At 41.6% G+C, this 22,041-nt stretch carries 16 protein-coding genes; 12 read left to right on the top strand and 4 right to left on the bottom strand.

What is annotated here, in order from left to right; all coding sequences use genetic code 11:
- Positions 1-179: 179 nt before the first annotated feature.
- Genes ruvC through KOLE_RS04490 form a run of 3 tightly spaced genes read left to right on the top strand, consistent with a single transcriptional unit; the run spans position 180 to position 6,039 of the window.
- Positions 180-686: a crossover junction endodeoxyribonuclease RuvC gene (gene ruvC, locus KOLE_RS04500; RefSeq protein WP_015868262.1), complete on the top strand. Its 507-nt coding sequence runs from the start codon at positions 180-182 to the stop codon at positions 684-686.
- Positions 683-4,975 carry a PolC-type DNA polymerase III gene (locus tag KOLE_RS04495; protein ID WP_015868261.1) on the top strand — a complete coding sequence of 1,431 codons (4,293 nt, stop codon included), beginning with the start codon at positions 683-685 and terminating at the stop codon, positions 4,973-4,975. Before ruvC ends, KOLE_RS04495 begins: the two co-directional genes overlap by 4 nt.
- A gap of 11 nt (positions 4,976-4,986) precedes the next feature.
- The gene (locus KOLE_RS04490; protein ID WP_015868260.1) at positions 4,987-6,039 is read left to right on the top strand and encodes a hypothetical protein; all 1,053 of its coding nucleotides are present in this window, start codon (positions 4,987-4,989) and stop codon (positions 6,037-6,039) included.
- On the opposite strand, the gene KOLE_RS04485 is transcribed toward KOLE_RS04490, so the two are convergent.
- Both KOLE_RS04485 and KOLE_RS04480 read right to left on the bottom strand, forming a co-directional pair.
- On the bottom strand, positions 6,029-7,243 hold the full coding sequence (locus KOLE_RS04485) for an inorganic phosphate transporter (protein WP_015868259.1): 1,215 nt from the start codon (positions 7,241-7,243) through the stop codon (positions 6,029-6,031). The genes KOLE_RS04490 and KOLE_RS04485 overlap by 11 nt on opposite strands.
- A 34-nt stretch (positions 7,244-7,277) precedes the next feature.
- The gene (locus KOLE_RS04480) at positions 7,278-7,961 is read right to left on the bottom strand and encodes a DUF47 domain-containing protein (protein ID WP_015868258.1); all 684 of its coding nucleotides are present in this window, start codon (positions 7,959-7,961) and stop codon (positions 7,278-7,280) included.
- Positions 7,962-8,226: 265 nt separating this feature from the next.
- On the opposite strand from KOLE_RS04480, the gene dnaK reads away from it, so the two are divergent.
- The 6 genes from dnaK to KOLE_RS04445 all read left to right on the top strand — a co-directional run bounded on the left by dnaK (position 8,227) and on the right by KOLE_RS04445 (position 16,524).
- Positions 8,227-10,059, top strand: coding sequence for a molecular chaperone DnaK (dnaK, locus tag KOLE_RS04475; RefSeq protein ID WP_015868257.1), 1,833 nt, complete (start codon positions 8,227-8,229; stop codon positions 10,057-10,059).
- Positions 10,060-10,097: 38 nt separating this feature from the next.
- Positions 10,098-10,550 (top strand): Hsp20/alpha crystallin family protein, encoded by a 453-nt coding sequence (locus KOLE_RS04470; RefSeq protein ID WP_015868256.1) that lies wholly within the window; start codon positions 10,098-10,100, stop codon positions 10,548-10,550.
- Between the two features lie 60 nt (positions 10,551-10,610).
- Positions 10,611-12,995 (top strand): ATP-dependent Clp protease ATP-binding subunit, encoded by a 2,385-nt coding sequence (locus KOLE_RS04465; protein WP_015868255.1) that lies wholly within the window; start codon positions 10,611-10,613, stop codon positions 12,993-12,995.
- Between the two features lie 100 nt (positions 12,996-13,095).
- The gene (locus KOLE_RS04460; protein ID WP_015868254.1) at positions 13,096-14,376 is read left to right on the top strand and encodes an ArsB/NhaD family transporter; all 1,281 of its coding nucleotides are present in this window, start codon (positions 13,096-13,098) and stop codon (positions 14,374-14,376) included.
- 364 nt (positions 14,377-14,740) lie between these two features.
- Complete coding sequence (locus tag KOLE_RS04450; protein WP_015868253.1) at positions 14,741-15,694, top strand: 2-hydroxyacid dehydrogenase; 954 nt, start codon at positions 14,741-14,743, stop codon at positions 15,692-15,694.
- A gap of 26 nt (positions 15,695-15,720) precedes the next feature.
- Entirely contained in the window at positions 15,721-16,524 is an 804-nt protein-coding gene (locus KOLE_RS04445) for a L,D-transpeptidase (RefSeq protein ID WP_015868252.1), read from the top strand.
- Between the two features lie 3 nt (positions 16,525-16,527).
- Here KOLE_RS04445 and KOLE_RS04440 read toward each other — a convergent pair whose 3' ends face one another.
- Complete coding sequence (locus KOLE_RS04440; protein ID WP_015868251.1) at positions 16,528-17,631, bottom strand: anhydro-N-acetylmuramic acid kinase; 1,104 nt, start codon at positions 17,629-17,631, stop codon at positions 16,528-16,530.
- A gap of 1 nt (position 17,632) precedes the next feature.
- Positions 17,633-18,625 carry a serine hydrolase domain-containing protein gene (locus KOLE_RS04435; RefSeq protein ID WP_015868250.1) on the bottom strand — a complete coding sequence of 331 codons (993 nt, stop codon included), beginning with the start codon at positions 18,623-18,625 and terminating at the stop codon, positions 17,633-17,635.
- Positions 18,626-18,711: 86 nt separating this feature from the next.
- On the opposite strand from KOLE_RS04435, the gene murQ reads away from it, so the two are divergent.
- From murQ to nagZ, 3 genes are all read left to right on the top strand, one after another.
- Positions 18,712-19,623 carry an N-acetylmuramic acid 6-phosphate etherase gene (murQ, locus tag KOLE_RS04430; RefSeq protein WP_015868249.1) on the top strand — a complete coding sequence of 304 codons (912 nt, stop codon included), beginning with the start codon at positions 18,712-18,714 and terminating at the stop codon, positions 19,621-19,623.
- 82 nt (positions 19,624-19,705) lie between these two features.
- The gene (locus tag KOLE_RS04425) at positions 19,706-20,449 is read left to right on the top strand and encodes a GntR family transcriptional regulator (protein WP_015868248.1); all 744 of its coding nucleotides are present in this window, start codon (positions 19,706-19,708) and stop codon (positions 20,447-20,449) included.
- Positions 20,450-20,454: 5 nt separating this feature from the next.
- Positions 20,455-22,041: a beta-N-acetylhexosaminidase gene (nagZ, locus tag KOLE_RS11100; protein ID WP_015868247.1), complete on the top strand. Its 1,587-nt coding sequence runs from the start codon at positions 20,455-20,457 to the stop codon at positions 22,039-22,041.

Raw genomic sequence — 22,041 nt, 5'->3', positions numbered from 1 at the left:
TCAGAGAAATATACCGGTTTTGTATCGAAAAAGAAACCATGTGAACAGGAACTGCCCTTTTGCAAACCTTTGCTGGTGAGCGTTTGATTCTGTCAAAGCCTCCTTTCCCACGTGAAGAGATTGTTCTATCTCTTTCGCAGATTTTCAGGAAGTAAAATGGTAAAGCTGGAGGTGTTGTTTTGGCAAAGAGTTGTACTCGAATCCTTGGTATCGATCCTGGCTTTGGCACTTTAGGATACGGTTTGATAGATGTTTCTGGCTCAAAAGTCTCGCTGGTTGGTTACGGTGTTATTCAAACAAAACCGGGTGAGCCGATCCCAAATAGACTGTTGAAGATATACGATCGCCTCCACGAAATTGTGGAAGAGTATCGACCAGATGAAGCTGCTATCGAAGAGCTTTTCTTCTTCAGAAACGTTACAACTGCCATTCAGGTTGGAGAAGCGAGAGGGGTTGTTTTGCTGGTTTTGAAGCAGCTTAGTATTCCCATTTTTGAATACACACCGCACCAGGTTAAACAATCAGTTACTGGATATGGTCGTTCTGAGAAGGGGCAGATCCAGCGGGTTATGAAAAAGTTTCTGGGAATGAACGAAACTCCAAAACCTGATGATGCTGCGGATGCTCTGGCAGTTGCATGGTGTCATATCTCCTTTCGAAGATTTCCCGGAGGTGCTCATAGGTGAAGTTACGTTTCAAAGAATTGAATATACCAATCTCCAGGATTGTTGAAAGAATCCTTGGTTTTTATCCGGAGTACAACTGTGATTCATTTTATGTGCTGGATGCAGTTGTGGACCTCTCAAAGAGAGAAATGACTCTTGTATTCGATGACAAACTTCCAGAAAAAATCAAAAGATTTCTTCTGGAGCGTTTTGTAAAAGTAGCTTCTGCGCAACTAAACATAAGGGTTTCTCTTGGGTTCAGACCCGTCAGTGAATCTTTACATCATCCGGATGGAGTTCCTTTGGCTGGCAAAGAGCCCTCCGGAGTAGATGATGCTGAATTTGACATCGACGCTTTTATTAAACACACGAATGGTCTGGCTTCTTATCTAGAACAGTCGGATATCAAATTTGATGGTGAGAAAATAATCATACACGTTAAAAATAGTTTTGCAGAAGCGCGTATAAGATCAAAAAAAGATGATTTACGACAGGCGATAAAGAAGACTGCAGGGAAAAATATCCCTTTCGAAATAATTTTTGAACCCATACAGAATGAAGCTAAGCCAGATATTGTGCCCGAAACACCTTTAATACTTTCGCCTTCTTCAGCGACTTCTGGCGAATCAGCACAGGTTTTGAAACCCTCTAAAAAGGAGAGTACAGTAATTCTCGGGAGAAGAATCAGACAGGCACCACAGAAGATTTGTGATGTTATGGGTAGAGAAAAAGATGTGGTTGTTGCTGGAAAGGTCTTTGGTCTTGATAAATGGAATGGAAAGGTGTCTGTTCTTACCTTCAATGTAACGGATTTTACCGATTCGATAATCTGTAAGTTGATCGGCGCAAAAGCCAGAGAGGTATGGAATGGAATAAATAACGGGGACGAGCTTTTGGTAAGAGGAAAGCTTGAATATGATGACAGGATAAAAGAAGAAGTTTTAATGGTAAGAGACCTGAACCAGATCGAACTCCCGAAGCGGAAAGATAATGCCGAGGAGAAACGCGTCGAACTTCACCTCCATACAAAAATGAGTGCACTCGATGCTATTGTCGATGTTAACGAATTGTTCAAAACCCTTAAAAGTTGGGGACACGATGCTGTAGCCCTTACGGATCACGGTGTTGTTCAGTCCATTCCAAATTTCTACTTTGCCGCGAAAAAAAGCGGGATAAAACCTATCTTTGGAATGGAAGGTTACATGGTAAATGATTCAGAACCCATCGTAAGGGAAATAGAAGATAAAAACCTTGAGTTGATGAACAGCATTTATGTGGTTTTTGATCTTGAAACCACCGGGCTTGATCCTTCAGCAGATGAAATCATTGAAATAGGCGCTGTTAAGCTGAAAGGAACCGAAGTAATAGGAGAATTCTCATCTTTTGTAAAACCAGAAAGAAATCTTTCTGAAAAAGTTACCAGAATAACAGGGATCAGTGATAGAGAATTGGAAGATGCCCCATCGCTTTCTGAAGTACTACCGAAATTTCTCGAGTTTTGTAAAGATTCTGTTCTGGTTGCTCACAACGCAACTTTCGATTACCGCTTTGTAAGAAACGCGGTCAAGCAGCTGTACAACGAAGACTGGAAATTACCTTATATAGATACTCTGGCTTTATCCAAAAGCCTTCTCAAATCGAAAAGCTATTCTTTAGACAATGTTGTTAAACGTCTAAAACTCGGAGATTTTGAACATCACAGGGCTTCAGAGGATGCGAGAATAACCGCTGAGGTTTTCAAGAAGCTTCTCTCTATGGCGAAGAAGAGAGGAATAAAGAAGATAGCAGAGCTCGAAAATTTGAGAAAGCACATAAACATCTCGAGCTTGAGACCGCTTCATGTAACCATACTCGCAAAAAATAAAACGGGTTTGAGAAATCTCTATGAGCTTGTTACGTTGTCACACACAAAATATTTCTATAAGAAGCCTCGAATACCGAAGAGCATTCTTCTCGAAAAGCGTGAGGGATTGATCATTGGTTCAGCTTGTATATCTGGAGAACTTTCGAAGGCGTATCTTTCCGGAGCAAATGCTGCGGAGCTTGAGGAGATCGCGAAATTTTTTGATTTTATAGAGATTATGCCGCTGGATGTTCTGGACTACAACGAAGCAGAAGCTCATATAACACGAGAGAATCTCAAAAATATGTACCGCGAGTTCTACAGGATAGGCAAAAAACTGAACATTCCTGTGGTGATGACCGGAGATGTTCATTTCTTAGAACCAGAGGATGCTATTTACCGTGCCGTACTTGAAGCTGCACAAGAGTACCAGAATTTTGACAAGCAACCCTCTCTCTATCTTAGAACCACAGAAGAAATGCTTGAAGCTGCAAAGGAGATTTTTGAAGACGAAGAGATCGCTTACGAAGTTGTTGTAAAGAACAGCAGAAAAATAGCCTTAATGGTTGAGAATATAGCACCTATAAGAGGGAAACTTCATCCACCCATTATCGAAGGAGCGGACGAACAGGTACGGGAACTAACATACAAAACGGCCCATGAGATCTATGGAGATCCACTCCCGGAAATCGTTGAAAAGCGTCTTGAAAAAGAGCTTCGTGCTATCATAGGTCATGGTTACGCTGTCCTTTACCTTATTGCTCAGAAGATCGTTAGAAAGTCCAACGAAGACGGATATGTTGTTGGTTCCAGAGGTTCTGTTGGAAGTTCTCTGGTTGCGACGATGCTGGGAATTACCGAAGTGAACCCGTTACCACCTCACTATGTATGTCCTGCATGTAAACATTCGGAATTCGTTCTGGACGGTTCAGTTGAATCCGGATACGACCTTAAAGACAAAAGCTGTCCCGAATGCGGTGCGCTAATGCAAAAAAACGGCCAGAACATTCCTTTCGAAACCTTTTTGGGGTTTGAAGGTGACAAAGTACCAGATATAGATTTAAACTTCTCGGGAGAATATCAGGAAAGAGCTCATGCATACCTTGAAAAGCTTTTTGGTAAAGATCACGTTTTCAGAGCAGGCACGATAAGCACGCTTGCTGAAAGAACCGCTTATGGGTTTGTAAAAGCCTACATGGAACGTTCCAAAAAGCAGTTGAGGAGGGCGGAGATAGACCGCCTTGCTTCTGGAATCGTTGGAGTCAGAAAAACCACAGGACAGCATCCTGGCGGTCTTATGATCGTTCCCAAGGACAGAGATGTGCATGAGTTCACCCCTGTACAGTTTCCAGCAAACGACACGAAATCTCGAACAATGACAACACATTTCGCTTACGAAGTGATTCACGATGATCTGGTCAAGATAGATGCGCTGGGACACGATGATCCAACTTTTATAAGGATGCTCAAAGATATAACAGGTGTCGATCCAACGACTGTTCCCATGGATGATAAAGATACTTTGTCTATATTCTCTTCGACGAAGGTTTTAGGAATAAATCCTCGTGACTTAGGTACAGATGTGGGAACTCTCGGGATACCCGAGTTTGGTACACAGTTTGTTCGGGGAATGCTCCGGGAGACCCGTCCGAAAACCTTTGGTGAGCTTGTGAGAATATCCGGGCTCTCCCATGGAACAGATGTTTGGTTGAATAACGCTCGTGATTGGATAGTTTCGAAAAAAGCAACGCTGTCAGATGTCATTGCATGTCGAGATGACATTATGAATTATCTGATTTCAAAAGGAATAGAGCCGTTAAAAGCATTCAAAATAATGGAAAAGGTGAGAAAAGGGAAAGGCATAACGGATGAGGAAGTTGAAATGATGCAGGAAGCAGAAGTACCAGAATGGTTTATTGAATCTTGCCGAAGGATCAAATATCTTTTCCCGAAGGCTCACGCTGTTGCTTATGTTAGTATGGGTTACAGGGTGGCGTATTTCAAGGTTCATTATCCCCTGGCCTTTTATTCAACTTACTTTACAATAAAGGGTGACGAATTCGATGTAGATCTCGCTCTTGGTGATGTAAGTGGTATAAGAAAGGAAATTACAAATCTCAAAAATAATGCAAACAAGAATGTCAAAGAAAGATCCAAAGAAACGCTTCTTGAGATCGTGCTGGAAATGCGCCTTAGAGGTTATTCCTTTCTGCCTGTTGATTTAGAGAAATCAGATGCGAGACGTTTTTTGATAGAAGGCAACGCCCTCAGAATACCTTTTAACAGGCTAAAAAACCTTGGGTATAAAGTAGCCATTTCGATAATAAAAGAGCGTGAGAAGAGGCCATTTAGTTCAGTGGAAGATCTTTTGAAAAGGACTTCGATCAACAAAACGCACGTGGAAATACTGAGAAAGTATGGGGCCTTCAAAGGACTTCCTGAAAAAGAGCAAATAACACTCTTTTAGGGTGAAGATGAATGCAATTCGTTCTGAAAAACGGGGAATACAAAAAAATACTTGAGCTATGTGAAAAATTTGCCGGGACAGTTGAACCCGGCTTTCGCTTCGTGAGATTGCATTACTTCAAAGGGCTCAGGTTCTTTGTGAGTGATGGTTGTGGAAAGCTTGAATTAGCTGTAAATAAAGAGGTATCTCCGTTCTCAGGAACATACATCTTACCTATTGACCAGGTAAGGGTTTTGAAAGAACGGAAGTCGAAGGAGGAGAATATCCAATTTTCTCTTGGCGATAAAAAGCTTGTGATTTCTGCCAATGGCGATAGATTGATCATAGAAAACTCAAAGATAGAAGAGCGACCTAGAATGGAACGGAAGTTTGAAGCATTGTTCAAGATGGAATTATCCGAATTCAGGCGAAAATTAAACTTCGCTTCCTCAATAAACGTTGAAGGTGAGATGGTAACGATCTTCGGTGGTGGCAATGAAACCGCTATGGTTTCAACGAGTTCGAATATGACCGTTATTGCATTTTTGAAGACCGAATCAAAAAGAAATTTCCAGGTATCTTTACCTTACGTAACGGTGAGACATTTATTCAAAGCACTGGAAACTTTGAAGAATGTGGAGATCGTTTTCGGAGACGGTATCAATGACGTTGGACTAAAGGCGGGTCCTTTGCTGTTTTCTTTCTGTAATGACAGAACACCGGTATATGAGGAGAGGATATTTTCTTTGAAGAAAAATACTTACAAAGAGACACCGATAGACAGAAATCTTCTTCTCACAGGTTTGAAGAAAATGGCAAGACTCGTGAAAAAGGGATTCAGTGTTCTTTTAATTTCAAAAGCTGAAACACTGAAACTTCTGGTAAAAACCGGAAATTTTAAGTACGAAACCACTCTCGCAATAAGTGAGTTCCCGGAATTTTTTGCTAAAATTGATCCTCACAGATTACGTTCGGCGGTTTCACGGTGTAGCTCAAAAAAACTTTTTATAGCGATTCACGGTAAAGAGCTTCTCATATCAGATCGACTAAAAGAATATATGGTTTCCATACCCATCACATTATGAAAACTTTGCTGAAAAGATAGAAGACAAATCCAGAAATGCCTGCTGTAACCGGTACTGTTACAAGCCATGCCCAGAGGATATTCTTGAGCACCCCTTTATTAACGGCTTCGAACCCCCTCGCCATTCCGACTCCGGTAACAGCCCCGACAACGACGTGAGTCGTGGAAACGGGCATTCCAAAGACGGAAGCTATGAGAACAGATGTGGCTGCCGCGAAGTCGATGCTGAAACCACGGGTGTTGTTTAGTGTTGTGATTTGCGTTCCGACAGTTGCCATAACCTTTCTCCCCCAAAGCCCTACGCCCAGAGCTATACCGAAGCCACCGATGGCAAGCATCCACGATGGGATGTTCACGGTTTCTCCAATTCCCCCGGCTGTCAGGGCGAAATAAACCACCGCGAGAGGTCCAATCGCATTAGCAACATCGTTGGCTCCATGGGAGAAGGACACATAACAAGATGTCAGGATCTGCATTTTTCTGAATGTAGATTCTACAACCTCGTAACAGTCTCCTGTTTGCTTTTTTTTGAGAAATCTTCGTATTAGCAAACTGCTGATAACAAAAGAAATAACAAAGAACAATAATCCCCAGAATAATGATATATTGACAGGGTTTTTAAGTGTTTTCACGGTGAAAAGGAAAGCGATTGTAAAGAAGGCAAAACTGATGAAAATGGGTGCGTAATGCTTTGTAGCAGTCATCAAATCTTCTTTTTTGAGAATACTGGCTGCAATTAATTTGAATACCACATATGCGATGAATCCACCGACAAGAGGTGATATAATCCAGCTACTTACGATCATGAGCATTTTTACCCAGTTTACAGCCTGCAGTCCTCCAGCTATCAAACCGAATCCAACCATTCCGCCAATGATAGAGTGGGTTGTCGATACCGGCATGCCACCAAGAGTAGCCAGGACGAGCCAGGCAAATGCTCCTATGAGAGCGGAAATAGCCCCAAAAACAAGAGCATTTTGAGAACCTATAAAGGCCGGTTCCAGTATTCCTTTGGTGATGGTACTTGTAACGTGTGTGCCAAAAAGGAAAGCACCGGAGAATTCGAGAACAGCCGCAATTAGCACAGCCTGTCTAACGGTAATTGCTTTAGCACCAACAGCGGTTGCCATGGAGTTAGCGACATCGTTTCCTCCGATGGTCATAGCAAGACCGAATCCTAAAGCTAGCGAGATATATAAAAGCAAGAAAATCCCTCCAGATGAAAAAATTTGGGCCTTCTTATGATTTGATTACCATAAGAATAGCTTCCGCAACGTTTTCAGCGCTATCAGCAATGTCCGAAATTGTTGTCGTCAATTTCTCGAGGTAGAGAATATCCACGGGATTCATCCTATTCTTTTGGGCGTAAAGCATTTTTCCGAGTTCTACCGAACGAACATCCGTGTCGAACTCGTAATTTTCTAGTTCATCTATTTCCTTGACTTCTTTACCGATCTCTTTAGGAGCAAAGGAGCTTTCAACAATGTCAAGCAGTGTTTTTATTAAGTCGTGCATAAGTTGTACCGACTTAAATGAATCTTCGCCAAGGCTGATGAAATTTTTTGGAATGTCGGTTTTTTCGAGACCTTCAACCGAGTTCATTTGCAATATCTTTAAAACATCATCAACCCCATCTATAACACTATCGGCTTTGTGGAGGATGGTCATTAGATCTGATTTTTCGAAATACACGAATTTGAGTTTCATATAGCTTGCGCGAATACGTGCTTTGATATCATCAGCCTGGCGTTCCAGTTCCTCAACTTCTTTTGACATCACGGTGATTTTCTTTAAGTCTCCTTCGAAGTAAAGCTCCAGCGCTTCTGGTAAATAAGAGGAAGCCTTTAAGACCAGATCGGCATGTTCTTTAAGGAGTCTCAAAGGGCTTTCTTTTGGAAAGAGCTTGTCAATTAATCTGGGCAACTCATCACCTCCTACTTGGAGTTTAGCATTATCACGATAAACAGACACTAAAAAAAAGAAACAAGAATCGACCAGATAAATTTGGCATTCTTTAGTAACGGTCGCTATAAGATTATATTGCGATTAGATTGGTATAATTATATATATGAATGAAAGCGGACCATACAAAACCACATTTTTGAAATGGCAAACTTGACATTCGATTGCTAACTAAATATAATTAAAATGCGAAGATAGAACACGAGGTGAAAAAGGAGGGAATGATATGGCTGAAAAAGAATACATTGTAGGTATTGACCTTGGAACAACAAACTCTGTTATTGCCTGGGTTAAGCCTGATGGAAATGTTGAGGTTATCCCCAATGCTGAAGGTTCAAGAACCACACCATCTGTGGTTTCGTTCAGTAAAACCGGTGAAATAATCGTTGGTGAACCCGCAAAGCGTCAGGCTATTCTCAACAGTGACAGAACTATCAGATCAATAAAAAGAAAGATGGGGTCTGATTATAAGGTCAAGATAGATGACAAAGAGTATACACCCCAGGAGATAAGTGCCTATATTCTGAAAAAACTCAAAACAGACGCTGAAGCCTATCTGAACGGTAAGGTAACCAAAGCGGTTATAACTTGTCCAGCTTACTTCAATGATGCTCAAAGACAGGCTACAAAAGAAGCTGGTATTATAGCAGGATTCGAAGTTCTGAGAATCATCAATGAACCTACAGCCGCGGCAGTAGCCTATGGGCTGGACAAAAGCGAAGGTGACAAGAAAATCATAGTGTACGACCTTGGTGGAGGAACCTTTGATGTGTCGTTACTTGACATCGGTGATGGAGTTGTTGAAGTTCTTGCAACGGCTGGAAACAACCACCTTGGTGGTGATGACTTTGACCAGAGACTCATTGATTACATAGCCGAAGAGTTTAGAAAACAGCATGGCGTTGATCTCAGGCAGGATAAACAAGCCTACCAGAGACTTAAAGATGCGGCCGAGAGGGCTAAGATAGAGCTTTCTTCAAAATACGAAACGGAGATCAGCTTGCCTTTCATAACAGCGACAGCCGAGGGACCGCTCCATCTTGAAATGAAGATAACAAGATCCACTTTTGAATCGCTGATAAGAGATCTTGTTGAATCAACAAGAGAACAAATTGAAAGAGTTCTGAACGATGCCAAGATGTCACCTCAGGATATTGATGAAATCATACTTGTTGGTGGTTCTACGAGAATTCCATACGTACAGAACTTCATCAAGAATATATTCGGTAAAGAACCCAACAAAACCGTTAACCCTGATGAAGCAGTGGCTATTGGTGCGGCGATTCAGGCTGCTATACTTGGAGGAAAACTGGAAAAGGATCTTGTCCTTGTCGATGTAACGCCACTCACGCTGGGAGTCGAAGTAAAAGGAGGGCTCCTGGAACCGATAATCGAAAGAAATTCAACGATCCCGATAAAGAAATCCAAGATCTTTACTACAGCTGAAGACGGTCAAACAGAGGTTGAAATAAGGATCTACCAGGGTGAACGAACCATGGCCCGCGACAACATATTCCTTGGAAGCTTTAAGCTTACGGGTATTCCACCGGCACCGAGAGGTGTACCTCAGATAGAGGTTACCTTCGATATCGATAGTGACGGAATTGTGAACGTTTATGCCAAGGATCTTGGAACCGGAAAACAGCAATCGATGGTTGTTACCGGAAGACACAAGCTATCCGAAGATGAAATCAAGAAGATTATCGAAGATGCGAAGAAATATGAAGAACAGGACAAGAAGAAGAAACAGGAGATCGAACTCAAAAACCAGGCTGATGAACTCGCTTATCGTGCAGAAAAGATGCTCAAGGAGAATGGGGACAAGATTTCACCCGAGGACAGAGCAAAAATAGAGAATATAGTAAAAGACTTGAGAGATGCGATAAGTTCAGACAATATACAGAGGATCAAACTACTCTTCGATCAGTTGCAGCAGGAGATTATGAAAATCGGCCAGGCTATTTACCAATCGGCTCAGGGTGGGCAGACTGATCAGACCGGAAATCCTGGAGACCAAGGTGGAAATTCTGAGTACATACCACCGAAAGACAATGCCTAAAATGAATAAACTGAAAATTTTGTCGGGGAGGTGATAGCATGTTGGTTCCAAAGAAGAACGTTTCTGAACTCTTCAGACCCTTTGAGGAAATTCAGAAAGAGATCGATAAGCTTTTCAGCGAAGCCTTTAGAGGACTCGATGTAAGAAGAGGAGAGTACGGCATGCTCATCCCCGAAGTCGATATCTACGAAACGGACGATGCCATATTTGTGGAAATGGAAGTACCTGGCATAAAGAAGAAAGATCTCGAAATCAAAATTGAAGATGGAATCCTGACAATCAAAGGAGAGAAATCCTCTGAAAAAGATGACAAATCCAGAAACTACCATCTCTACGAGCGTTCCTATGGTATGTTCCAGAGAGCTTTCAGATTGCCCGACAGTATCGATACGACCAAAGTTAAAGCAAAATACGAAGACGGCGTCCTGAAAATCGAATTGCCTAAGAAGGAAGAAGTCAAGAAAGAAACGGTAAGTGTGAAAGTTGAGTAATTGAGATGAAATCATACGGGGCGCCTTTAAGGCGCCCTTTTTAAAACTGGAGGTGAGAGAATGATAAATTATGAAGAATACACGGAGAAGGCGAAAAAAATCCTGATGGATGTTCAGGATATATTGACAAGATATCGCCAGAATCAATTTGGCAGCGAGCATATTTTGCTTGCTATCCTCGAAGATGAGGATAACTTTGCTTATGAGATTCTGAAAGAGTTGAAGGTTAATATGAGATCCCTTCGCCGTGATGTCGAAGAGGTTATTGCGCGCTATGGTGGGCGTGTTGAATCTTCCAATCAGATTTATATTACACCCGACGCACGCCACATCATAGAAGCAGCCAGAAACGAAGCCAAAAGAATGCACGATGCCAAAGTTGGTACGGAACATCTGTTACTTGCTATGCTTAGAGAGGTTTCGTCAGTAGCGGCAAGAATCCTGATGAAACACGGATTGAACGTTGATACCGTTTACAATGCCATACTGAGTGCCAGGCAAAAGGGTGAAGCGTCCGAAAACGAGAATGTTGATGTTCTCAAGCGTTTCACCATAGACTTAACCGATTTGGCAAAGCAAGGAAAACTGATGCCTGTTATAGGCAGGGATGAAGAAATAAGAAGGGTCATCCAGATACTCGGTAGAAAGACCAAAAACAATCCTGCCTTAGTCGGGGAACCTGGTGTTGGTAAAACCGCAATTGTCGAGGGGTTGGCTCAGAGAATCGTTGATGGTGACGTTCCCGAATACCTGAAAAACAAAAAAGTGCTTGCTCTGGATATGGGAAGAGTTGTTGCTGGAACCAAGTTCCGTGGAGAATTTGAAGAGAGAATGAAGGGGATCATTGATGCGGTGAAACGTCTTGCTGGAGAAGTGATTTTGTTCATAGATGAGATTCATACCGTTGTGGGTGCCGGTTCTGCGGAGGGTTCAATGGATGCTGCCAACCTTATGAAACCAGCTCTCGCGAGAGGAGAGCTTCAATGTATAGGGGCAACTACTCTCGATGAGTATAGAAAGTACATCGAAAAAGACAGGGCTCTTGAAAGACGATTCCAGCCAGTTTATGTAGACGAACCTTCAAGGGATGAGGCGCTGGAAATTGTAAAAGGATTGCGAGAGTCGTATGAAAAGCATCACCAGGTTAAGATAACGGATAAAGCTCTTGAGGCGGCCGTTGATCTAAGTATGAAATACATAACAGACAGATACCTACCAGACAAGGCTATTGATCTTATAGATGAAGCTGCATCTTATGTACGCCTTAAAGCCGGATATCTTCCGGATGATTTGAGGAAGATGGAAAAAGAGCTCCAGGAGCTCGACAACAGGATATCCGAGCTCGTTCAGGAAGGTGAATACCAGAAAGCCGCGGAACTCAAAACGAAATTCGAGAAAATCAGAAAAGAATACGAAGCCAGAAAGGCTGAATGGTTCAAGAGTGACAACGCTCAGAACAATGAAGTTACGGAAGAAATAATTGCTTCAATCGTCGAGCAGTGGACCGGAATACCAGCCGGGAAACTTCTCGAATCTGAAAGGGATAAATTGAAAAATCTCGAAAAGCTAATTCACGAACGTTTCATAGATCAGGAAGAGGCTGTTAGTGCGGTTGCCCATACCATAAGAAGGGCACGTGCTGGTCTAAAAGCACCGAACCGACCATGGGGATCATTCCTATTCCTTGGACCAACAGGTGTCGGGAAGACGGAACTTGCGAAAACACTGGCAAATATACTTTTTGGTAGCGAAGATGCGATGATAAGAATCGATATGTCCGAATACATGGAAAAGCACTCTGTATCGAGGCTTATTGGTGCGCCTCCGGGATACGTCGGATACGAAGAAGGTGGTCAATTAACTGAGGCGGTTAGAAGAAGACCCTACTCCGTCATATTACTTGATGAAGTTGAAAAAGCACATCCTGATGTTCACAATGTTCTACTTCAAGTGATGGACGATGGAAGATTAACTGATGGAAAAGGAAAAACCGTTAATTTCTCCAACACCATACTCATCATGACCAGTAATGTGGGTTCTGAAGAGATGACGAAGGGTAAATTCGACGAAAACACAACGGCACTTGTCGAACAGAAACTTAAGTCAGCATTCAAACCGGAGTTCCTGAATAGACTCGATGCCATCGTGTTCTTCAAGCCGTTGAGCAAAGAGCACCTGAGAGAGATCGTTAAATTGAGATTGAAAGAGGTCGAGGAAAAACTCAGCGAACAGGGTATATCCATGCGTTACACCGATAAAGCCGTCGATTACCTTGCGGATAGAGGATATGATCCCGTATATGGCGCAAGGCCGATAAGGAGGCTCGTTGAAAGAGATGTGGAAGGACAGATTGCCGACATGATAATCAGCGGCGAGCTTTCTGAAAACGATGTTGTCGTTGTGGGTGCCGATGATTTCGGCATAAAGATTTACAAAGAAGAATAATCATTTCGAAAGTTCTAAGGCATACGCGGCGGGATATTCCTGCCGCGTACTTTTTTTGTTGTATAATTGGTTCTGTCAAAATTCTTATGGAGATGATAGCGTGAGTTATCAAACAGTTGTAGCGGTGTCGATTTTTCTTATTTCCTATTTCTTCCTCATCACCGAACGGCTTAACAGGATGCTTGTTGCTTTATTTGGCGCAACCTTCATGCTTATTTTTGGGGTGTTTAGAGATCCTGCAATTGTTTACAAAGAATACGTTGACTTCAACACCATATTTCTCCTCATAGGAATGATGATCTTCGTAGCCGTTATGAAAAAAAGCGGTATCTTCGAGTACTTTGGCGCGTTGGCGCTAAAGCTCTCGAAGGGTAGTATGGTGAAACTATATCTGTATATGGTTAGCGTAGTAGCCCTTGCTTCCAGTATTCTTGATAACGTTACAACAATCCTTGTTTTTGTTCCTATTACTCTTGCTATCGCTGATGCTGTAGGTCTTGACCCATTTCCTTTGGTGCTTGGTGAAATTTTTTCATCAAACATCGGTGGTGCCTTAACGCTTATTGGTGACCCGCCAAACATAATGATAGGTTCCGCTGCGGGGTTGTCTTTTATGGATTTTATTGTCAATCTTGGTCCCGCAATTGTACTCATATTCATCGCCACCCATACGATGATAATTTTTCTGCTTAGGAAAAAGCTCAGTGTAGATCTTACAGACGCAAAAGGTATCGAACTAACCAAAGCAGTTACTAACAGAAAAAACTTCAGAATATCTATTGTATTACTAGTCATTACGACGTTTCTTTTTCTCTTTCAACATGAGTTACATTTAGAAAGTTCAACGATAGCCCTTCTGATGGCAGCGTTATCTCTAACGATTATGGACAGAAAAAATGTAGAAGCAACTCTGGAAGAAGTAGAATGGTCAACGATATTGTTTTTTATTGGGCTTTTTGTTGTAGTTGGAGGTCTTGAAGAAACCGGTGTGCTGGAAAATTTTGCACATTTACTTATAAAACTTTCAAGAGGTTCTTACCATCGTACCATGCTCTTTATAACAAATGCTTCAGCAGTAATTTCAGCGTTTATAGATAACATCCCTTACACTGCTACGATGATACCTGTAGTAGAATCAATGAAAAAAATAAACCCGGAAACCTTTTCAAATCTGAATCCTCTCTGGTGGTCCCTGTCTTTAGGAGCGTGTTTGGGAGGTAACGGCACTCCCATCGGAGCATCGGCGAATATCATAGGTCTCGCGGTTCTCAAAAAATATTATGGTAAAGAAATCAGTTTCGTGAAATTCATGGCTTACGGTATGCTGGTTGTCCTTGTAAGTATGATCATATCCAGTGTATATTTGATGGTAAGATATTAGTGAAAGTCGAGAACCGAGAATCTGAGATAGCAGCTACGCTGCTGAAGTGCGGAGCTACGCTCCGGACGCTCACGAGGTTGAGGTTTGCAGACGCTGTGCGCTGCTTCGCAGCGGCTGTGCTGGGCTTTGCCCAGGCTATGCGTGACTTCGTCACGGCCATGCGGCTCTTCGAGCCGGAATAGAACATGCTTTAATCCGCCGCAGGCGCATGTCAACTGCGAAGCAGTTCGCGACAACTCCGCAGGAGTTCGCAACACCGGCGTAGCCGGTCGTAACAATCCCGAAGGGATTCGTGCCGCAAAGTGGCTTTTTCGGACTCTCGTCCTCTCGGTTCTCGGATTTCTTAGGAAAGGAGGTAGTTCCCTTGGAAAAGATTTTTGTAACCTATAAGATTCCGGAAATAGGATTGAAACTCCTGAGCAAATTCAATGTTGAGGTCAACGAGGAAGATAGAACCCTTTCGAAAAAAGAGATAATAGAAAGGGCACAAGATGCGACCGCTCTGGTAACACTTTTATCCGATAACATAGATGCTGAAATAATAAACGCACTTCCAAGACTCAAAATAATTGCCAATTATGCTGTTGGATTCAATAATATTGATATAGAAGCTGCGAAAGCAAAAGGAGTAATCGTTACAAACACGCCGGATATTCTTACAGATGCCTCTGCCGATCTTGCAATGGCTCTATTGCTTGCCACTGCTAGAAGGATTGTTGAAGCAGATAAATTTGTAAGGAAAGGCCTCTTCGAGGGATGGAAACCGGAGCTGTTCCTCGGAATTGAGCTGAACGGAAAAACTCTCGGGATAATTGGACTTGGAAGGATAGGAAAAGCTGTTGCTAAGCGGGCTCAAGCTTTTGGGATGAAAGTTATATATCATAATAGAAGGCCTCTAACAAGTGAAGAGGAAAAAAATCTTGATGTCGAGTACAGAAGTTTGGAACAGCTGTTGAAGGAATCTGATTTTATATCTCTTCACGTACCTCTGACCAGTGAAACTTATCATCTCCTTAGCAGAAGTAAATTGAAGCTCATGAAGCCATCAGCGGTACTGATTAACACATCGAGAGGCGCCGTTGTGGACGAAGAAGCTTTGATAGAGTTTTTGCAGCAGGGTAAAATAGCTGCTGCGGGACTGGATGTTTATGAGAACGAACCTGAGGTTCCGTATGCTCTTAAGGAACTTGACAACGTGGTTTTACTGCCGCACATCGGTTCGGCAACAGTAGAAACCAGAAACAACATGGCTGTTCTCGTAGCAAAAAACGTTCTCGCGGTTCTCGAAGGAAAGAAACCTTTGACGCCTGTTTATTGATGTCGCCAAATATTTAAGGTGATAACGTGCAAAAAAAGTATTTTTACGACAATCCAGACTTTGAATTTACGATAACGAGAGAGATAAGCGGTTTCACGTTACCTGAACCTTTTCACAGGACAATAAAACCTGAAATGACAGGCAATGATGTTTGGAGAGCAAAATACTTACTCTCAAGGTATCTCTTCTACAGAGGGTTCGGTACGCCATTTCCACTAGACCAGAAAGCTTGTTTGGATTTCTTTGACGCTTTGATTGAATTCAAAAAAGAGGAAGATATAAAGGAGAAACACTGCGGCTTCGAGACACTAAAGAAACTCACGAAATATGCGGAAAACAGCTATTATTTTTTCCTGAAAATCACCCTTCCGGATGACAGAAGCAAGCTTGGAAACCTACACCTTTACGACGGAGAAGGGAATGAAATTTATTCCTGTCTTGCTCGAGGTCACGGACAGCATGATTCAAAAACGGAAGAGAGCCAGAAGATCGAAAACGGAGATACACCTATCGGCATATATCTTTCTTCCTATGAATCCGGGATTTTGAAGAATACACCAGAGAAATTCGGACCAGCTGGTCTGTTCAGATTATGGCAACCTTTATATGGATACGCACTTGGAATTTACAAAGTCAACAGAGACGGTATTCTCGTTCATGGGGGAACAAAAGCAAAAGAACTTAGAAGAAGCCATGGATGCGTCATAATACACGATACAGACCAGATAGAAATCCAGAAAAAGATGATAGAGTTAAACCATCCATTCCTTCTTCCTTCACATTATGTTCAGTTTTACACAGGAATTGTTTTTGTTGAACGGATGATATAAAAATCAGAACGGCAAAGAAAGCTTTCCAAGCGTCGCTTCTCTTTCTGCACCCGTAACATTCGGGATATTTGTAGTGACGCCGTTCAAAAACTCATTCGCCAGAACAGCAATTGCGATCGCTTCTTTCGCTTCGACGAAGGTTTTGTCTGGTATTTCAACTTCGTATCCAAAGGAACGGATATCGTCTGTAAGTACAGGATTGAATGCTCCCCCTCCAGTAACGATTAACTTTTTCGTCTTTGGCACATGTTTCTTGATATTCAGATGAATGGAAAGCGCTGTGAATCTGGTCAAAGTGCGTACAAGATCCTTTGGAGGGCATTTGATACCATCCAGAAATTCTTCGTTGTACCTTTCCCTTCCTGTTGTCTTTGGGGGGCTTTTTTCAATATAGTCTGCGTCTTTCATCATCAACAATTCAATAACATCATCGCGGATTTTGCCTTTTTTTGCTATCTTTCCATCAATATCAAAGGGTTGTGAGTAATACTTATTGACAACAACGTCTATCAAACAATTACCCGGTCCCGTGTCAAAGGCTATAACGTTTTCTCTTTTTTTAGATAAATAAGTCAGGTTTGCAATACCGCCAATATTCAATGTAGCAGTACCGCTTTCTCTTCCAAAAACCACCCAATCAAAATACGAAACGATTGGAGCACCCTGTCCTCCCAGAGCCATGTCTTTTGTCCTAAAGGAATGGACTACCGGTACTCCAAGTTCGACAGCCAAAACATCAGCTTCCCCTAATTGTAAAGTTGCACCGGCTTCCGGCATATGGTAAACCGTTTGGCCGTGATAACCAATCAAATCAAATTGCAAGCCTAGACCTTTAATCATTTTCACATGCTCACGTGCCAGAGCAAAATTCAATTCCGTGATATCCTTAACGGTTGAAACATTCGGGTTATATGCACGAATAATTTTTTCTCGTAGGTCTTTTGGGTACGGGATAGATTTAAAGAATTCTAAGGAAAACCTCAAATCTTGAGTTTTACCACTGACCTTGACTAAAGCGATATCGAGTCCGTCAGCTGATGTACCGGACATTAAACCAAGGACTACCCGTTCATCTTTTTTTAGCAGTTTCAGAAACTTTTCCCACACTTCATAACCCTCCAAAAACGACGTTGTGAAGTAATATCCTGATACGTCCAATTCCCTCACTGAATCTCTTTATAAAAACACGATTCGTGAGCAGGATAACGAATTTCTCACCATCACACCATATGCTCGTCCCCGTAAAACCGGTATGCCCGAAAGCATGATCCAAGTGCAGAAGAATGTCACCAGCGCTTGAACCATTATAAGGTGCTTCCCACCCAAGATGTCTTCTTTTTCCGTTTGAATCGACAACATGCTGTGAAAAGAGATTCACGATTTTCTTTCTCATGATTTCGCCTTTTAACAGAGCACTCATGAAGATAAAAAGATCGCGTGCACTTGAAAAGAGTCCGGCGTTTCCGCTGACCCCACCTAAGTAATATGCAAGCTCATCATCAGGTTCTCCTATGAGCCTTTTACCTTCCCGTATTGACGTTGGGGCAATATTTTCATATTTTTCAGGATTGAAAGAGGTATTGTTCATTCCTATAGGATAAAGAATCGAATAAACGAATTCATCAAACGATGTCCCGGAAACGGCTTCAACAACAGCCATTAACGTAATAAAATTCAAACATGAATACACGATTTTTCCGGGTTCATAAACGGGTTGAATCTTTAGAATTTCCTCTAACAGCGCCTTTCCCTTCAAATGTTTCCAGAGTTCCGTATACGGTGCCATACCTGAAGTGTGGGTTAGTAACTGGAAAATAGTAATGTCAGCTTTTTTTCCTTCAACAGGCAAAAAGTAACCGAGCCTATCGTTCAGATGCAGCAATCCCTCTTCAAACAGCTTCATTACGGCAGTAGTTGTTGCAACAACCTTTGTGAGGCTGGCAATATCGTATATAGTATCCAATTGAGTTTTTCTGACTCCGTCAATTGTCCCATAACTTTTTTCGTATAATATCTCTCCAGGTCTTCCAACAAGCAACACAGCTCCCGGATAAATCTTGTTTATTCCGCTTTTAACGATCTTATCCACTGTTTCCCACATTTTCTCCACCTCTCTCCACCTCTTATGTATTATACAGATTGATATATAATAATATAAAAAACTTACCCTATACAAGGAGGAAAACTATGATAGAAAAACTCGAAACCGAACAGTCAAATCCAAAGTCTTACAATATCGATTCTTTAAGTACGATCGAAATGCTCAGGCTTATAAACCACGAAGACGCTACTGTACCTTTAGCTGTCGCTGAACAACTCGAAAAAATAGCAACAGTAATTGACATGACGGTAAGCTCGATTAGATCAGGCGGAAGGGTAATATACTGTGGGGCTGGAACCAGTGGAAGATTAGCCGTTATTGATGCAGCGGAAGTCGTTCCCACCTTCGGAGTCAATGAAGGTCTATTTTTACCGTTGATGGCGGGAGGAGAAGAAGCATTTTTTAAAGCCGTAGAATCTGTAGAAGACGATGAAATTGGCGGCGTAAATGATTTGATAAGTATCGGAGTAAAAAAAGAAGACACCGTGATCGGTTTAACCGCCAGCGGACGCACCCCTTATGTGAAAGGAATTTTGAAAAAGGCAAAAGAAGTAGGGTGTAGAACCGTGTTAATTGCCAATGTAGAAAATCCTGAAATAGCACAATGGGCTGATGTAGTTATAAAACTGCGAACCGGTCCAGAGGTTATAACAGGAAGCACGAGATTAAAAGCTGGAACTTCACAAAAAATGGTTTTAAACATGATAAGTACAGTGACTATGATTAAACTCGGTAAAGTTTATAAAAATTACATGGTCGACGTCCAGATCCTCAACACGAAGTTAGAAGAACGAGCAACCAAAATTATTTCTGAAGTCACAGGAATCAGCAAAGATGAGGCAAAGAAGTTTCTGAAACTATCAGGAAATAAAACAAAGCTTGCTATTTTAATGGTACTCTCAGGGAAAACAAAAGAGGAATGTAATAACGTACTTGAGCGCACGGAATTTTTGTCTGAGGCCCTCAAAATGTTGTCAAATGGCAATAACGCTGATTAAACAGAATTTGACTTCGATGGAAGTTTTTTTATAAAATGAAGTTGTATATATAACTAGACATCATAACAAGGAGATGAAGGTTTTGGAATCTGTTGATAGAAGTAGCCCGATTCCCCTCTATTACCAGATAAAGTTGAACTTAAAAAGGTTTATCGAAGATAACAAGCTGAAACCAAACGATCCTCTGCCTCCAGAAGAGGAATTGGCAAAGTATTACAAGGTAAGCAGACTAACCGTTAGACAAGCGATGCAAGAACTGGTAAAAGAGGGCTTAATATATAGAATACAGGGTAAAGGAACATATGTAGCAGAAAACAAGATGATTTCTGACCTTTCCCATCTTACTGGCTTTAGTGAGGAAATGGAAAAAATTAGAAAAAAAGCCTGGTCGAAAGTTCTTACAAATAAACTCGTTAAACCTCCTGAAAAAGTTGCAGATGCTTTCCATATTTCTGGTGAAGCAAAGGTGCTGCTCTTATCCAGGTTGAGATATGAAGGTGACCGCCCAAGATCAATCGAGAACGCATATTTGAATATTTCAAAATATCCCATACTCAGAAAAATTTCACAGTACGATATGTCAACCAAATCACTCTATAAGCTTCTAAAAGACGAGTTTTCGATTTATCCGACTTTTGCTGAAGAGGAAATTGAAGTAGTTCATGCCGAAAAAAGCGTAGCAAAGATCCTTGGAATAAAAGAAGGGGATTGTGTTTTATCGATTGTTCGTATCACTTTTTCACAGGAGAAAATTCCCATTGAATATGTTTACTCGAATTACAGAAAGGACAATTTTAAACTCAGGGTCACTTTGAAAGCCAGGTGAATTTGATGTTTTCTGAAAGTTTTAAGATGCTCCTGCTTGGAACATTAACACTCTCTCAATTTGTAAGTATGATGTCCATTGAACAGAAAGTTGGACAGCTTTTCCTCTTTGGATTTCAGGGAATCTCTTACAATGACCAGATCCAGTTGTTGATAGATAAGGGAGTTAGAGGTTTTGTCATTTTTGGACGAAACGTTAAAGATAAAGATCAGGTAAAAGAACTTGTTGAACAGATCAAAACACACTGTGATGATATCCCGCCTTTCGTTGCCGTTGACCAGGAAGGCGGTATGGTCGCCAGAATCAGGGATATCTTTGTACCTCCAAATGCTATGCTGTTGGGCTCTGTAAACGACACGGAATTAACCTATAAAGTAGGTTATCTAACGGGAAAAGCGTTGAGAGATCTGGGAATCAATATGGACTTCGCACCGGTACTTGATGTTAATTCAAATCCCTTTAACCCAATCATAGGAGTGCGATCGTTCTGGAACGAGCCAACAAGGGTAGCTACGAATGGAGTTGCTTTCTTTAAAGGTCTTCTTTCTGCCGGGGTTATTCCAGTTGGAAAGCATTTTCCTGGGCATGGAGATACGGATACAGATTCCCATACTTCACTTCCAGTTATCAATAAGCCTGAAAGCAACTTTATCGAAACTGATGTGTCCCCTTTCAAAATCGCTGTAGAAAATAAGATACCGGCATTGATGACTGCTCATATATTATTGCCTTTTTGGGACAACGTTCCAGCCACAATATCTAAGAAAATAATCTCCTATTTGAGAGAAAAGTTAGGTTTTGATGGAGTAATCATCAGCGATGACATGCTTATGAAAGCAGTCTCGGAAGGTAAATCCGTGAAAGAAGCGGTGAAACAATCACTGTTAGCCGGTGTTGATATGTTCATCATCTGGAAAGACTTAGAAACTCAGCTGGAAGTAGCGGATTACATCCTCCAGGAAGTAAAAAACGGAAATATCCCTGAGGAAGTTATAGATAATGCGGTTAAAAGAATCACGAAACTTCGTCTGTTAGCGTACGCTTCCGAACTTAATGAACTCGATCTACAAGTAGAAAAGATCTGGGAAGAAATTTCTGATGGAATAGCACTGTGCAAGGGTAATTTTTCCCTGGAAAAGGACAAAAAGTATCTCATCTTCTTCCCCTATAACCCGGGTGTATCGATTGTTCAAGAGCGTGCTTATACCAGGGAATACATAACGTCTTTACTGAAGAAAGAAGGAATAACTTTCAAACTGGTTAAATACAATCTACGCTCAACCCCATACAGATATATAAAAACCATAAAAAAAGCAAGTACTTATGATGGGGTAATAATATTCACGATGGATACCTACAGAAACAAGTATTCCGCTGAACTCGTAAATCTGTTGATTCACGAAAACAAGAATAACCTCTTGATTGCGATTCAATCTCCTTACGATTATCTTTTTGTCAAAGACAAAGAGTTGGTTAATGCGTATATAACAACATATGATTGGAATGAATATCTCGCTATTAGATTGTTAGATTATTTGATTGACAACACCCCACTTAAAGGCGAGTGCATTTTAACAAAGGGAGGGATTTAG

Source organism: Kosmotoga olearia TBF 19.5.1 (genome assembly GCF_000023325.1).
In the GTDB taxonomy this organism is placed as follows: Bacteria; Thermotogota; Thermotogae; order Petrotogales; family Kosmotogaceae; genus Kosmotoga; species Kosmotoga olearia.
Note: the sequence above shows the minus strand (reverse complement) of the source record. Positions and strands in the feature narration are given on the sequence as shown.

Bases quoted from the DNA above. Each gene is read 5' to 3' on its own strand.
- KOLE_RS04490 (WP_015868260.1), top strand. From the start codon at position 4,987: ATGCAATTCGTTCTGAAAAACGGGGAATACAAAAAAATACTTGAGCTA.
- dnaK (WP_015868257.1), top strand. From the start codon at position 8,227: ATGGCTGAAAAAGAATACATTGTAGGTATTGACCTTGGAACAACAAAC.
- KOLE_RS04470 (WP_015868256.1), top strand. From the start codon at position 10,098: ATGTTGGTTCCAAAGAAGAACGTTTCTGAACTCTTCAGACCCTTTGAG.
- KOLE_RS04465 (WP_015868255.1), top strand. From the start codon at position 10,611: ATGATAAATTATGAAGAATACACGGAGAAGGCGAAAAAAATCCTGATG.
- KOLE_RS04435 (WP_015868250.1), bottom strand. From the start codon at position 18,625: ATGTGGGAAACAGTGGATAAGATCGTTAAAAGCGGAATAAACAAGATT.
- murQ (WP_015868249.1), top strand. From the start codon at position 18,712: ATGATAGAAAAACTCGAAACCGAACAGTCAAATCCAAAGTCTTACAAT.
- nagZ (WP_015868247.1), top strand. From the start codon at position 20,455: ATGTTTTCTGAAAGTTTTAAGATGCTCCTGCTTGGAACATTAACACTC.